Genomic DNA, 13174 nt, shown 5'->3' on the forward strand with positions numbered 1-13174 from the left:
TGAGGTAAGTGCGGCTAGTGGATACAGCTGAGAAACGATTCGCGTAGTTGCGGAAAATCCAGATAGCGGCCGATGAACACGAGCTTGTTCTCGCGCGGCTCGTCCTTCAGCCATGCGCGTCCGGGTTCGGCTTCCAGCAACATATGCACGCTATGGAAATGGAACTGCCGCGCTTCGGCGTGGAAGTTGAGGACCCCTTTCATCCGCATCAGTTGCTGGCCTTGCTGCTGCACGAGTTCATTGATCCAACGGTTAAAGCGTGTCGCATGGAGGTCGCCCTTTTCGACCAGCGCGCACGATTGAATCGACGTGTCGTGTTCGTGGTCGTGAGCGCCCTCGTCGAGCAGATCGGGCTCGATCGCGAGCAGCGTGGGGAGCGAGAAGCGACGCATACCCAGCAGAGCGTCCGCGCGGATTTGCGAACGGGTCGACGTGATGATGGCGGCGGTTGGATTCAATGAACGGATTGTTTGTTCGATAGCGGTTAGCGCGTCTTTCGTGATCAGGTCGAGCTTGTTGATCAGAATGACGTCGGCGAAGGCAACCTGCTCGCGCGCAATGTCGTCTTGGAGTTGTCGGCGCAGATGCAGTGCGTCGACCACAGTGACGACCGATTCGAGATCCACGGATTCGCGCAGGTCGGGATCGGCGAGGAACGTTTGCAGGACCGGTGCCGGATCGGCCAGTCCGGATGTCTCGACGATCAGGCGCTGCATGGGTGCCGCGCCGGTCTGCGGGCGCGCCAGCAGCGCTTTCACACTGCCGACGAGGTCCGCGCGCACCGTGCAGCACACGCAGCCGTTATTGATTTCGACCAGCGTCCGTTCTTCGGCGACGATTAGTTGCCCGTCGATGCCGACTTCGCCGAATTCGTTGACGACCACGCCGATTGATCCCGGCGCGCGTTGCTGCAGCAACTGATTGACGAGGGTGGTTTTACCCGCGCCGAGAAACCCGGAGATGATGGTGACGGGAAGCTTGCGCGGTGTGGGTGTGCGATTCATGAGAGAGTCCGTTGCTGATCGAGGCTGACTCAATAGAGCGAGTACCAGGCCTGTCGCCGTCATCCGTCTGTGCCGGAAATCAGCTTGTCCCGAATGAACTGAAAATGTGGCGGTTTTTGTCCGATAGGGAAAATGAGGACAAAATGGCACGAAGATGCAGCATGAATTCGATGCCAAGCGCTGGTGCAGATGTGGGATTCGATGCGCCGCGACGGTGCGGAATGCTCCGTGAATATGCAGTGCAGTGCGGTGGAGTGGGGGGGGAGGTAAGGAGAGGGCGGCGTTGCGAGGATGGCTCGCGGATTACGAGTGAAGTTATCCCTTTCAGCAATGCCGAATTAAATAGTAATGCAAATCGTGTATCGCAGCGACACGACCATGAAGCCGATTTTCCAGCTGGCGCGTGGCGCCGATGAGCTGGTTGCGCGGGCGCCAGGCATTCGTCTGACGCGTGATATTACCCAAACTAATGCCATACCTCGTCGCGGGCGGAAACGCCATCGACGACTAAAGCCAGGGAAAGCGCGATTTCTTTCTGCGCGTTGCGGTGGTGCTCGACTCCGCACGAGTGAAGGCGTGCCCGGTGGCGAGTTTGGAGATGAAGGCAGCGAGGAAGTACATGAATGGAGGGTTCCGGTTTAAATATCTGGTCTATGTGAGAAGCGGCCTGTCGGTAGGTCACTTCATCGTGCTGTAAGCAGTGCCTCTCAAATGGCGGGCACCACGGTTTCCGTGAAGCCCAGTTCCACAAAGTCGAATGGTCCTTTGCGGATGCGGTGCGCCGGCTCGGCGCAGGCAATGACCACTGCCGCGTTGCTGAACCGTTTGAAGCCGACCATGCCTGACGGGCGGGTTGACAAAGACATGGGCAAAGAACCGGAAGCGGATTGCTCGGCCGGCTCGCAGCCCCGCCGGTTGACGTACATGCAGCCGTCAGCAGACAAAGATAAGGCTCGCTTCGCGACAGCATGGGACGAACGTGGCTATGCCCAGGTTGCAGGCGGGGCTGCTTTTTACGCCCTGACGATATACTTTATCAAACAATAAGTCGTCATGTGAAGATGTATTTGTTAAATGGTAGGCGCGGGCAAGCCATGAAGGCCAAGCTCGCGGACGTTGCGGAACCCGCTTGGAAAGGTATGATGAAACGACCGGCTGTGCTCAGCAGGTCTGCGCCATCGACAGGTAAAAAAATTTTCGGAAAACGTATGTCGTCAGTTGACGATTTATTTTCTCGAAGATATCTTCGCGTCTCAAGAGGTAGCCGAACCAGCGGCTACGCCACGTGAGAACAGCGCCGCGCAGGCGGTCGGAGCGAACCATGAGTAAGGTCAATAGATTCGGGAACGGTCGTCGTCGATTTCTACAGTTGTCGGCGGGCGCTGGGCTCGCTGCTTCCGGTTTGATGGGCGGGATGTCACGGGCCTTCGCTGCCGACAGCGTGAATCTCCATACCTGGTCGGCGGGCGTCGATACGGTGAAGCGCATGCTCGTGCCGTTTCAAAAGGAATCTGGACTAAACGTCAACTACAACAACCTCCCATTCGCACAGTATCGCGAGGCGATGGTGACGAAGTTCGTCGGCCAGGCGCCGATCGACGTGCTGTGGGTGTCCGACGGCTGGCTGCCCGAGTGGGCCGACGCGGGCTGGCTTGCGCCGCTCGACGGCTATCCGCAACTGCTCAAGTACAACGGCGAGGTGCAGGACTTCTGCACCCAATCGATGCGCTACAAGGGTCGTCAGTACGGTCTTACGTACTACACCGACTACATGGCGTTTCTATACGACGCGGACAAGCTCGCAAAGGCGGGCATCGCGGCGCCTCCTGCAACGTGGGACGAACTGGTCGCGCAATCGCTGAAGATCAAGAATGCGGATCTCTCGCAATACCCGCTGATGCTGTCGATGGCACGCGAAAGCTGGCTGATCGAGTTCATGTCGTCGCTGGTGTTTTCCAACGGCGGCCGCTTTGTCGACGACAGCGGCAAGGCAGTGATGGACGATCCGAAGCACGGCGCAGTCACGTCGCTGCAATGGGTCGCCGACGCGGTCAACAAGCACCACATCGTTTCGCCCGCCTGTGTCGAACTGGGAGAATTGAACGGCTTCAAGGCCGTGGCGTCGGGCAATCACGCGTTCGCGTTGTTGCCTCGCTACCGGGTTCAGGCGCTCAACGATCCGCGCCAGTCGCGTGTCGCGGGCCATATCAAACAGGCACTGATGCCGGCCGGCCCGAATGGTTCGCACGCCACGGTGGCGTGGATGCGCATGCACGCGATGAGCGCTGCCGCCGGCGCCAACAAGACGCGGGCCGCCGAGGCGACGCGCCTGATCGAAGCGTTCGGCGGACGATTCGACGGCCAGTATGCGTTCCAGAAAGCGATGTTCCTGGATACCGGCACGGCATTCGGCGTGAAGCCGCTCTTTAACGACCCGGAAGTCCGCACCGCGTATGAAAAGTACGGCGATTTCTCGATGTTTCAGAAGCAGCAGGATCTGGCCCGCAAGAAGGATGTGATCACGCGCTGGTTCGGCGAATGGGACGAGACCAACGGTACGGCATGGCAAGCGGCGATCCTCGGTCAATCGAGCGTAGCCGACGCACTGAAACAGTCCGCGCAGAAGTGGACCGCGTTGAGCAAAGCCTGAGGTCGATATGAGTGTTCAAGCCCTGGGCCGCCGCTGGCTTGCCAGACATTCCGTGGCGCCTTCCGATCAGCGTAGCGCAATGCTGCTGCTGACGCCGATGATGCTGGTGCTGCTCGCAGTCGCCGTGTTTCCGGTGCTTTACTCGTTCTGGACGAGCCTGTTCGACATTCATTTGACGCGTATGAACAGCGTGTCGTTCGTCGGGCTGGGCAACTACATCCAGACCTTCCGCGATCCGATGTTCTGGGCCGCGGTCGAGCGCACCGCATGGTTCACCGTCGTGTCGGTCCTCGCGATCATGGCTATCGCGACGCTGATGGCGCTATTGTTGAATCAGGAGTTTCGCGGCCGGCGCATCCTGTCGACCGCCTTGCTGATTCCATGGGCTATTCCGTATGTGGTCGACGGTCTGATGTGGAAGTGGATCTACGACTCAGGGTACGGCGCGCTCAACGGACTGCTGTTGCAGCTTGGCGTGATCGGCCAGTACATGGTGTGGCTGGGCGACACGCACAAGACGCTGGCGCTGATCTGCAACGCATTCGTATGGAAGGAAGTACCGCTCGCGACCATCCTGCTGCTGGTGACGATGAAGTCTATTCCGTCGGACCTGTACGCGGCGGCGCGGGTAGACGGCGCCAACCTGTGGAGCCGGTTCGTGCACGTGACGCTGCCGGCAATGCGTCCCGGCTTCATGCTCGTGATGATCTACGAAGCGATGATGGCCGTGCGCCACTTCGACCTCTTCTTCATTCTGACCGAGGGCGGTCCGGCCGACGCGTCTCACGTGCTCTCCTGGCATATCTACGTCGAGACTTTCCGCAACCTGTCGTTCGGTACCGGTGCAGCGGTCGCGTATGTGCTCGCGCTTGCGACGTTTGCGATGTCGTACGCCATCATTCGCCTACTCGGCAAGAGGCTCTAAGCGATGTCATCTTCTCTCTTTGTCAAACGCATGGCGCTGCTGGCCGGTTCAATCGTGATGTTGCTGTATGTGCTGGCGCCGGTTGCGTGGCTGCTGTCGTCTTCTCTGCAGCGCGAAGCGGATATCACGTCCATTCCGCCACACTGGATTCCCCATCCGCCGACGCTGTCCAGCTTCAAGGCGATCGTCGCGGCGAGCACCGGCACAGCGTCGGAGGACGGCAACGCCGCGTTCATTCCGTCCACCGCGCAGTACCTGTTGCCGGCGCTGCGCAATAGCCTCGTGGTTGCCGCTGCGGTGGTGTTGCTGAACCTTCTCGTCAGCGTTCCCGCCGCTTATGCGATGGCGAAGATCCGTTATATCGGCCGCGATCTGTCGGTGTATTTCATGCTGGCTACCCGCGTGATTCCCGATATCGCACTCGTCGTGCCGTTCTTTCTGTTTGTGCGCAAGCTCGGCCTGCTCGACAGCGTCGGGTCGCTAATCATCACCTATCTGGCGATTACGGTGCCGTTCAGCGTCTTCATGTTGCTTAGCTATTTCGAATCGCTACCGGACGAGCTCGACAAGGCGGCTCGAGTCGACGGCTGCTCGCGGATTCAGGCTTTGCTGAAGGTGTTTTTGCCGCTCGCGGTGCCGTCGCTCGTCGCCGTCATCATGTTCACGTTCCTGACTAGCTGGAACGAGTTCCTGTTCGCTTTGATGTTTACGCAAACCGCCGCGTCGCAGACCGTCCCGATCATCGTCGCGTCGTTCACATCGGATTTCACAACGAGCTTTTCGTTCATCAACGCAGCCGGCGTGGTCGCGATCGTGCCGCCAGTGATCATCGCTGTGGTGTTCGAGCGTTACATCGTGTCTGGTCTGACTGCCGGCGCGGTAAAGGGATAAAGGGATAAAGGGAAAGGTCATGGCTCAAATCGAATTTCGGCAGGTGGGAAAGAAGTATGCAAACGGGCATGTCGCATTGGACAACCTGAATCTGCAGATCAGGGACAAGGAGTTTCTCGTTCTGCTGGGACCGTCCGGCTGCGGCAAGTCGACGACGCTCAACATGATCGCCGGACTGGAAGAGGTCACTCAGGGCAGCTTGCGGTTCGACGACGTCGAAGTCAACGGCTTGCCGGCGCACCGGCGCGATGTGGCGATGGTGTTTCAAAGCTACGCGCTGTATCCGCACAAGAACGTGTACGACAACATCGCATTCGGCCTGCGGATGCGCAGATATCCGCAACAGGAGATCGATGCGCGGGTGCGCGCGGCCGCGCAGTCGCTTGAAATCGAGCATCTGCTGGAGCGGCGGCCCGGGCAACTGTCGGGTGGGCAGCGCCAGCGCGTCGCACTCGGCCGCGCAATGGTGCGCCAGCCCGCGGTCTTTCTGATGGACGAACCGTTGTCGAACCTCGACGCGGCGCTGCGCGTGTCGATGCGCGCGAGCATCAAGGCACTGCATCAGTCGATGCAGACGACCTTCGTGTACGTGACGCACGATCAGGCCGAAGCACTGACGCTCGCCGACCGCATCGTCGTGATGCGCCAGGGCATCGTGCAACAGATCGGCTCGCCCGACGACATCTACGAACGGCCAGCCAATAAATTCGTCGCCAATTTCCTCGGCAGCCCGCCGATCAACTTTATCGACGGCGTGCTGATGCAAGGCGACCACGGTTTGCATTTTCGCAGCGGCGATCTTGCGCTCGCCCTCGATGAAGAGACGCAACGCCTGCTCGCAGGATGCAGTGGCCGGGCAGTGTCGGCCGGCATTCGTGCCGAGGACATCGACGAGCATGGCGACTCGACCGATTGTTCGCTGACAGGCGACATCGGCTCGTTGCTGCCGGTTGGGTCCGATCAGTTTATCGGCCTGCAATGTTTGGGGCAGTCGATGTTTTTTCGTGTTGGCAAGGAGCGTTCCTGCAAGGTCGGCGAACGTGTGTCCCTGTCGATCAACCGCCGCCGTCTGCACCTTTTCGATCAGGCGAGCGGCGTGAACCTGAAGGCGCAGAACGCATGAAACCCGCGGTATTTTCGTATCACCGGCCTCACACGCTTGAAGATGCGCTGTCGCTGCTCGCGCTGCACGGCTTCGACGCCAAAGTCATCGCGGGAGGGCAAAGCCTCGCGCCGATGATGAACATGCGCTTTGCGCAGCCGGCGCATCTGATCGACCTCAACGCGTTGCCGCAACTCAGCGGCGTGACGCTTACGGGTGATTCGCTATCCATTGGCGCGATGACGCGTCATCACGAGGTGGCCACCAGCAGCACGGTGCGCGCCGCTTGCCCGCTGCTCGCGGATGCGGCCGCGACCGTTGGGCACTACGCGATCCGTCAGCGCGGCACGCTTGGGGGCAGCCTTGCGCATGCGGATCCCGCCGCGCAAATGCCGCTCATCGCGAGCACGCTGGGTGCGCGCATCGAGATTGCCGGACCGGACGGCAGCCGTGAGGTGCCGGCCACAGCGTTCCTGATTGCGGTGATGACGACCGATCTCGCCGCTGAAGAAATCATTCGAGCCGTGCATTTCCCGGTTGCACGCCCGGGCGAGCGGCACGCATTTGAAGTCTTTAGCAGGCGGCACGGCGACTTCGCGATTGCGGCTTGCGCACTCACCGCCGTGCTCGACGGCAACAGATTCTCCAGCCTGCGCATTGGACTCGGCGGCGTGGCGGAGGCTCCACTCGTGCTGAACGAACTTGCTGCGGACTTCGTCGGTGCACCAGTCGATGCACCGACGCTGGCTGCAATCGCCGACGCGGTGGCCGGCGCTATCGATCCGTACGATCAACCGGACATCAGCGCCGCTTACCGGCGCGATCTCGTCAAGGCGCTCACGGCGCGCGCGTTGCAACGCGCGACGCAGTCGGCCAACGCGACCTCGAAGTGAGTCATGGAAAAGAAAACGATTTATCTCAATGTGAACGGCACCCGTCACGAAGTGCATTGCGAGCCTCGCAAGCTCCTTTCCGATACGCTTCGTGAAGACTGCCGTCTGACCGGCACGCACGTCGGCTGCGAGCACGGCGTATGCGGCGCATGCACGGTGCTGATCGACGGCCGTCCGGCGCGCTCGTGCCTCGCGTACGCTGTTCAGATGGACGAAGTGCAGATCACCACGATCGAAGCTGTCGCGCGGGACGGCCGCCTCTCTCCGCTGCAGCAGGCGATGCACGAATGTCATGGCCTGCAGTGCGGTTTTTGCACACCCGGCATCGTGATGACCTTCGAGGCTTATCTGCGCGAGCACCCAAGCCCATCCGAGGCCGAGGTGCGCGAGACGCTTTCTGGCAACCTGTGCCGCTGCACCGGGTATCAGAATATCGTGCGGGCGATCCTGCGCGCGGCCGCGCGGATGCGAGGGGAGAGCGCCGATGTCTGAGCAGACGTTTCGCTATCTCAACAAGGCGGTGCCGCGCACCGAAGACTATCGCCTGCTGACGGGCTATGGCCGCTATCTCGACGACATCGAAATCGCGGGCGCCCTGCACGTGAGCTTCGTGCGCTCGCCGCATGCACATGCGCGGATCGTTTCAGTGGATACCACGGCGGCTGCCGGCATGCCTGGTGTCGTGACCGTCGTCACCGGACGGGAGCTGGCGCAGTGGACCACGCCGATGCGTGTCGCCGCGCCGGTTGAAGGCTTGTTGCCGGTCGAGTTCCCGACGATGCCGACCGACATCGTGCGCTTTCAGGGCGATCTTGTGGCGTGTGTGGTCGCCACGGACCGGTACCTCGCGGAAGATGCGGCGGAGCAGGTCATGGTCGAGTTCGAGCCGTTGCCTGTGGTGACCGATATGTGGCAGGCGCTCGAAGCCGATGCTGCGCAAGTCGACCCCGGGGTGCCCGGCAACCTGGTGTCGCACCAGACGTACTCGAACGGCGACCCGCATAGCGTGAGCAAGCACGCTTACCGCGTGGTCGAGGCGACCTTTCAGCAGCAGCGGCAGACCCATGTGCCCATTGAAACGCGCGGTTGCGCAGCAGTCTGGGACGCCGGGCGCGACCACCTGACGTTCCACATCGGAACCCAGGTGCCGCATCCTTTGCGCACTCAGCTCGCGCAACGGCTCAGACTCAGCGAGTCGCAGGTGACGGTGATTTCGCCCGACGTCGGCGGTTCGTTCGGTCAGAAAATCGCCTTGTACCGCGAAGAGCTGACCGTCGCTGCACTCGCGCGTCATCTGAAGCGGCCGGTGCGCTGGCGTGAAGACCGTCTCGAGAATCTGACCGCAGCGGCCAATTCGCGCGAAGACTTCTGCCGCACGCGCGCCGCGGTGGATGAGCACGGCACGCTGCTCGCGCTCGATCTGGAGATCCGCGAAGACTTCGGCGCGTATTGCTTCTTTCCGGCGAACTATCTCGCGCGCGTCGTCGCGATGGTGTTGAGCGGACCGTACCGGCTGCAGCACTACGCATTCGACGTGAAGGTCGTGCTGAGTCACAAATGCGGCAATGCACCCATGCGCGCGCCGATGTCCATCACCAGTTGGGTCATGGAAGGCACGATGGAAGCGATCGCGCGCGAACTGAAGCTGGATCCGGTCGACGTGCGCCGCCGCAATCTGTTGACGCCGGAAGAACTGCCGTACCGCACGGCCACCGGCGAATTGCTGGCCGACATCACGCCGTCGCAGACCTTTGAGGCGGTGTTGACAGCCTTCGACTACGACGCGTTTCGCGCGCGCCAGCAGGCGGCGCGGGCGGCCGGGCGCTATCTTGGGCTTGGCCTGTGCAATGTGGTCGAGCCGACGACGTACGGTTCGCGCTTTTATAAATCGGCCGGCATTCCGGGTTCGGGACACGAGGCAAGCTGGATCCGTATCGAGCCGAGTGGTGTCGTGAACGCATCGGTGGGTCTCGGCCCCAGCGGACAGGGCTATGAAAGTGCGATGGCCAATGCGGTGGCCGAAGGCCTGGGTGTGCATCCGTCGAGCGTGCGTATTCATCTGGGCCACACCGATATTGCGCCATACGGGATGGGCAGCCGCGGCGCTCGCAGCGGCACGGCGGGCGGCGGCGCGCTTTATTTGTGCGCGCTCGATGCACGCCGCAAGGTGCTCGCAATTGCCGCCGGCCGTCTCGACCTGGCCGATAGCGACTCGCTGCGCCTTGTCGATGCGCGCGTCGAGCGCCGTAGCGGCGACACGTGGGTCGACGCGGGTCTGACGCTCGCCGACGTGGCGCGGAGTGCCTATATGGATCCTACTTCGCTGCCGCAGGGCCTCACGCCTGGACTCGAGTTTCACCTGACCTACGATCCGCCGCCGATGACCTACTCGAATTCGACGCACGGATGCGAGATCGAGCTGGACGTGGCCACCGGTGCGATCCATTTTGCGCGTTACGTGATCGCCGAAGACTGCGGCACGCTGCTCAATCCCACCGTTGTGACAGGGCAGCAACATGGCGCGGTGGCGATGGGATTGTCCGGTGCGCTGTTCGAGCATACGCGCTACGACGAAACGGGACAGAACGTGACGGGTTCGCTTGCCGACTACCTGATCGCCACGTCGACCGAATTACCCAATTTCGAAATCATCCCATTGCATACGCCTAGCCGCGCGACCGCGGCGGGTATCAAAGGGATGGCCGAAGGCGGCGTGATGGGCGCGCTCGGCGCCCTGACCAACGCCGTGAACGACGCGCTAGCGCCATTCGGCGTGGTCGCCGACCGTCATCCTTTGACTCCCATGCTGTTGCGCGACCTGTTGCGCGACAAACTCTGACCGGATCAAACAATTATGAATCAATCTGCAAGCAAACCCGCTGTCGGCTTTATCGGCCTCGGCATCATGGGCGCCTCGATGGCGGCGCGACTCGCCGCAGCCGGCTATCCGCTGCACGTCTATAACCGTACGCGTGCGAAGGCCGAGCCGCTCATCGAGGCAGGCGCATCCTGGCACGCCACCCCGAAGGCGCTCGCTGAAGCATCGGACGTGGTCATCACGATCGTCGGCATGCCTGACGACGTGCGCGCGCTGTACCTCGGCGACGACGGTCTGATCATGAACGCGCGGCGCGATGCCGTGCTGATCGACATGACGACCTCGAGCCCGCAACTGGCCGAAGAGCTAGCCGCACACGCTGCAACCAGCGGCGTGCACATGCTGGACGCACCGGTTTCAGGCGGCGATGTCGGCGCGCGCGAGGGACGGCTGTCCATCATGGTGGGCGGCGCGGCCGACGTGCTCGCGCGCGTCGAGCCGATGCTGCGCTGCCTCGGCACCAACATCGTGCTGCAAGGCGGACCGGGCGCGGGTCAGCACACCAAGCTGTGCAACCAGATCGTGATCGCATCGACGATGCTAGGCGTGTGCGAAGGCCTGGCCTATGCGCACAGTGCCGGACTGAATGCGCAGACCGTACTGAGCGCGATCGGCGGCGGCGCGGCTGGCGGCTTCCAGTTGAATAACATGGGGCCGCGCATCGCGAAGGGCGATTTCGCGCCCGGCTTCTTTATCGAGCATTTCATCAAGGACATGCGGATTGCGCATGAGGAAGCCGCTCACATGCGACGTGAATTGCCGGGTCTGGATCTGGTGCGCAGCCTTTATCAGAAGCTCGCCGAGCAAGGCTTTACGCGCAACGGTACCCAGGCGCTTTTCAAACTCTACGAGCGCTGAGGTGTGGCGATGAAGCTAGCTGATCAATGCATTCTCCCTGCACGACCCGAGACCGTGTGGCGTGCGCTGAACGACCCTGCCGTGCTCGAGGCGTGTCTACCCGGGTGTAAATCGCTCGCCATGCTGGACGAGCGGCATTTCGAGTCGACCGTGCAGATTCGCGTGGGTCCGGTGGCGGCGACCTTCAAGAGCAATGTGGAGCTGTCGGATCTCGATCCGCCCAGGGCTTACACGATTGTCGGCACGGGCAACGCGGGCGCGGTTGGCTTTGCCAAGGTCACTGCGCGCGTGCAACTCGAACCGCAAGCCGAGGTGACCGTGCTCGTGTACGACGCGGATGTCGAAATCGGCGGAAAGCTAATGAGCGTGGGGTCCCGCCTGATTCAGTCCGCGACGGGCAAGAATCTCGACGCCTTCTTCGGCGCGCTGAAGGCGCACATCGAAAAGGAGGCGGCCCCCGTGGACGCTATGCAACTCATCGAGCCGGCACCGCAGACGCAGCCGGACGACGCGCCGCTGACCGGCGGCGTGCAAGGTCAGCCGCACGGCGAGACGAAGCCGTCCACCGTCACGCCCAAACCCGGGCCGACATCGGGTCTGCGGGTCTGGCTGGTCGGTGCGGGTTCGGGGCTGTTCGGTTTGCTGGTTGGATTTTTGATTGGGCACGCGGGCTGACGGTCCGCGTCGCGATGGCAAGCTTGTTCGTTCTGTAGTTCAGCGTTTGATCAGATTAATCTCTCATTCGACAGGAATTCTAGTGAGCAAAAAAATAGTTATCCTAATAGCATTGACGTGCCTTGCAGAGGCAGCTCAGGCGCAAAGCAGCGTGACCCTCTACGGCGTCGCGGACGATGGCATTACCTACACCAACAATCAGGGCGGACATGCCAATTACCAGACCTTCAGCGGTGGTATGGGCGGAAGCAAGTTCGGCCTGCTGGGCAGCGAGGATCTAGGCGGCGGCACGAGCGCAATCTTCCAGCTCGAGAGCGGCTATGACGTAAACAGCGGCAAGCTCGGCTATAACGGCCGGCTGTTCGGCCGTCAGTCATATGTGGGCCTATCCGGCAACTACGGCAGCGTGCGCCTTGGGCGGCAGTATGACTTCATGGTGACCAATCTGCAGCCGCTGACTTCTTCGCTGGCGTTCGGCGGCTCGCTGTCGTCGCATGCGGGCGACGTGGACGGGATCTGGGGCACGTATCCCGTCAGCAACACGCTGAAGTACGTGAGCCCGACGTATCACGGCATCACGGCGGGCGCACTCTATAGCTTTGGTGGCGTGGCGGGTTCGGTCGGCGACTCGCGGCAGTACGGCTTCGGCCTGAGCTATGCGAACGGTCCGCTGAAGCTGGCGGCCGCCTATCTCTATGTGAATAACCCGGCAGTGACGCGATTCGACGGCACCACGGCGGCGACAGCCGGCCAGGCGTTTACGAATCCTGTAACGAACCCGATTTATAGCGGCTACGCGACCGCGCACAGCATGCAGACGCTCGGAGTAGGCGGCAACTATCAGTTCGGCGCCACGAAGCTGGGCGCGCTTTACACCAACACGCGCTTCAGCAACGCAGTAGCGACCACCAGTACCTCGTTCCAGGGTTCCGCGACACTCGACTCGTACGAAGCATTCGTCAGTCATAGCTTTACACCTGCTGTCATGGCGGGTCTGACCTACGACTACACGTCGTCACCGCATGCGCACTACAACCAGCTGGCGGCGGGTTCCGAGTATTCATTTTCCAAACGTACTTTCACTTACCTGATCGTTGCGTGGCAACGCGCCAGCGGCGTCGATTCGACGGGACACGCTGCGGTAGCCGATCTGACTTATCTGTCACCCTCGTCGACGCCGAATCAGGTCGCGGTGCGCGTGGGTATCCGACACAGCTTCTAACTTGCAGTGGAGTGCAGGTCTGCCGGCGGCGTGACAGTGTGCTCGGTGGTCGTTGTTTTGTGAGCGTTTGAATTGC

At 61.6% G+C, this 13174-nt stretch carries 12 protein-coding genes; 11 read left to right on the top strand and 1 reads right to left on the bottom strand.

The features are described 5' to 3' along the window. Positions 1–14: 14 nt before the first annotated feature. Positions 15–1004 carry a CobW family GTP-binding protein gene (locus tag FSO04_RS28945; RefSeq protein WP_154564940.1) on the bottom strand — a complete coding sequence of 330 codons (990 nt, stop codon included), beginning with the start codon at positions 1002–1004 and terminating at the stop codon, positions 15–17. A 798-nt stretch (positions 1005–1802) separates the two neighbouring features. Here FSO04_RS28945 and FSO04_RS28950 point away from each other — a divergent pair. The 11 genes from FSO04_RS28950 (at position 1803) to FSO04_RS29000 (ending at position 13098) form a co-directional block, all read left to right on the top strand. Continuing rightward, positions 1803–2051 (top strand): hypothetical protein, encoded by a 249-nt coding sequence (locus FSO04_RS28950; protein WP_154564942.1) that lies wholly within the window; start codon positions 1803–1805, stop codon positions 2049–2051. Between the two features lie 274 nt (positions 2052–2325). Next, positions 2326–3654: an extracellular solute-binding protein gene (locus FSO04_RS28955; RefSeq protein ID WP_154564944.1), complete on the top strand. Its 1329-nt coding sequence runs from the start codon at positions 2326–2328 to the stop codon at positions 3652–3654. A gap of 7 nt (positions 3655–3661) precedes the next feature. After that, positions 3662–4579: a carbohydrate ABC transporter permease gene (locus FSO04_RS28960; RefSeq protein WP_154564946.1), complete on the top strand. Its 918-nt coding sequence runs from the start codon at positions 3662–3664 to the stop codon at positions 4577–4579. A gap of 3 nt (positions 4580–4582) precedes the next feature. Continuing rightward, on the top strand, positions 4583–5470 hold the full coding sequence (locus FSO04_RS28965) for a carbohydrate ABC transporter permease (protein WP_154564948.1): 888 nt from the start codon (positions 4583–4585) through the stop codon (positions 5468–5470). Positions 5471–5489: 19 nt separating this feature from the next. Continuing rightward, a complete protein-coding gene (locus FSO04_RS28970; protein WP_154564950.1) occupies positions 5490–6593 on the top strand; it encodes an ABC transporter ATP-binding protein in 1104 nt (367 codons plus the stop codon). Next, positions 6590–7465, top strand: coding sequence for an FAD binding domain-containing protein (locus tag FSO04_RS28975; protein WP_154564952.1), 876 nt, complete (start codon positions 6590–6592; stop codon positions 7463–7465). The genes FSO04_RS28970 and FSO04_RS28975 overlap by 4 nt, the downstream gene beginning before the upstream one ends. Before the next feature lie 3 nt (positions 7466–7468). Then, positions 7469–7957: a (2Fe-2S)-binding protein gene (locus FSO04_RS28980; protein ID WP_154564954.1), complete on the top strand. Its 489-nt coding sequence runs from the start codon at positions 7469–7471 to the stop codon at positions 7955–7957. Continuing rightward, complete coding sequence (locus FSO04_RS28985) at positions 7950–10304, top strand: xanthine dehydrogenase family protein molybdopterin-binding subunit (RefSeq protein WP_154564956.1); 2355 nt, start codon at positions 7950–7952, stop codon at positions 10302–10304. Before FSO04_RS28980 ends, FSO04_RS28985 begins: the two co-directional genes overlap by 8 nt. A gap of 15 nt (positions 10305–10319) precedes the next feature. Further along, positions 10320–11201 carry an NAD(P)-dependent oxidoreductase gene (locus tag FSO04_RS28990; protein ID WP_154564958.1) on the top strand — a complete coding sequence of 294 codons (882 nt, stop codon included), beginning with the start codon at positions 10320–10322 and terminating at the stop codon, positions 11199–11201. Between the two features lie 9 nt (positions 11202–11210). Then, positions 11211–11876: an SRPBCC family protein gene (locus tag FSO04_RS28995; RefSeq protein WP_154564960.1), complete on the top strand. Its 666-nt coding sequence runs from the start codon at positions 11211–11213 to the stop codon at positions 11874–11876. A gap of 82 nt (positions 11877–11958) precedes the next feature. Then, complete coding sequence (locus FSO04_RS29000; protein ID WP_266236869.1) at positions 11959–13098, top strand: porin; 1140 nt, start codon at positions 11959–11961, stop codon at positions 13096–13098. Positions 13099–13174: the final 76 nt, after the last annotated feature.

It is taken from the genome of Paraburkholderia madseniana, from assembly GCF_009690905.1.
Classification (GTDB): domain Bacteria; phylum Pseudomonadota; class Gammaproteobacteria; order Burkholderiales; family Burkholderiaceae; genus Paraburkholderia; species Paraburkholderia madseniana.

Bases quoted from the DNA above. Each gene is read 5' to 3' on its own strand.
- FSO04_RS28945 (WP_154564940.1), bottom strand. From the start codon at position 1,004: ATGAATCGCACACCCACACCGCGCAAGCTTCCCGTCACCATCATCTCC.
- FSO04_RS28950 (WP_154564942.1), top strand. From the start codon at position 1,803: ATGACCACTGCCGCGTTGCTGAACCGTTTGAAGCCGACCATGCCTGAC.
- FSO04_RS28955 (WP_154564944.1), top strand. From the start codon at position 2,326: ATGAGTAAGGTCAATAGATTCGGGAACGGTCGTCGTCGATTTCTACAG.
- FSO04_RS28960 (WP_154564946.1), top strand. From the start codon at position 3,662: ATGAGTGTTCAAGCCCTGGGCCGCCGCTGGCTTGCCAGACATTCCGTG.
- FSO04_RS28965 (WP_154564948.1), top strand. From the start codon at position 4,583: ATGTCATCTTCTCTCTTTGTCAAACGCATGGCGCTGCTGGCCGGTTCA.
- FSO04_RS28970 (WP_154564950.1), top strand. From the start codon at position 5,490: ATGGCTCAAATCGAATTTCGGCAGGTGGGAAAGAAGTATGCAAACGGG.
- FSO04_RS28975 (WP_154564952.1), top strand. From the start codon at position 6,590: ATGAAACCCGCGGTATTTTCGTATCACCGGCCTCACACGCTTGAAGAT.
- FSO04_RS28980 (WP_154564954.1), top strand. From the start codon at position 7,469: ATGGAAAAGAAAACGATTTATCTCAATGTGAACGGCACCCGTCACGAA.
- FSO04_RS28985 (WP_154564956.1), top strand. From the start codon at position 7,950: ATGTCTGAGCAGACGTTTCGCTATCTCAACAAGGCGGTGCCGCGCACC.
- FSO04_RS28990 (WP_154564958.1), top strand. From the start codon at position 10,320: ATGAATCAATCTGCAAGCAAACCCGCTGTCGGCTTTATCGGCCTCGGC.
- FSO04_RS28995 (WP_154564960.1), top strand. From the start codon at position 11,211: ATGAAGCTAGCTGATCAATGCATTCTCCCTGCACGACCCGAGACCGTG.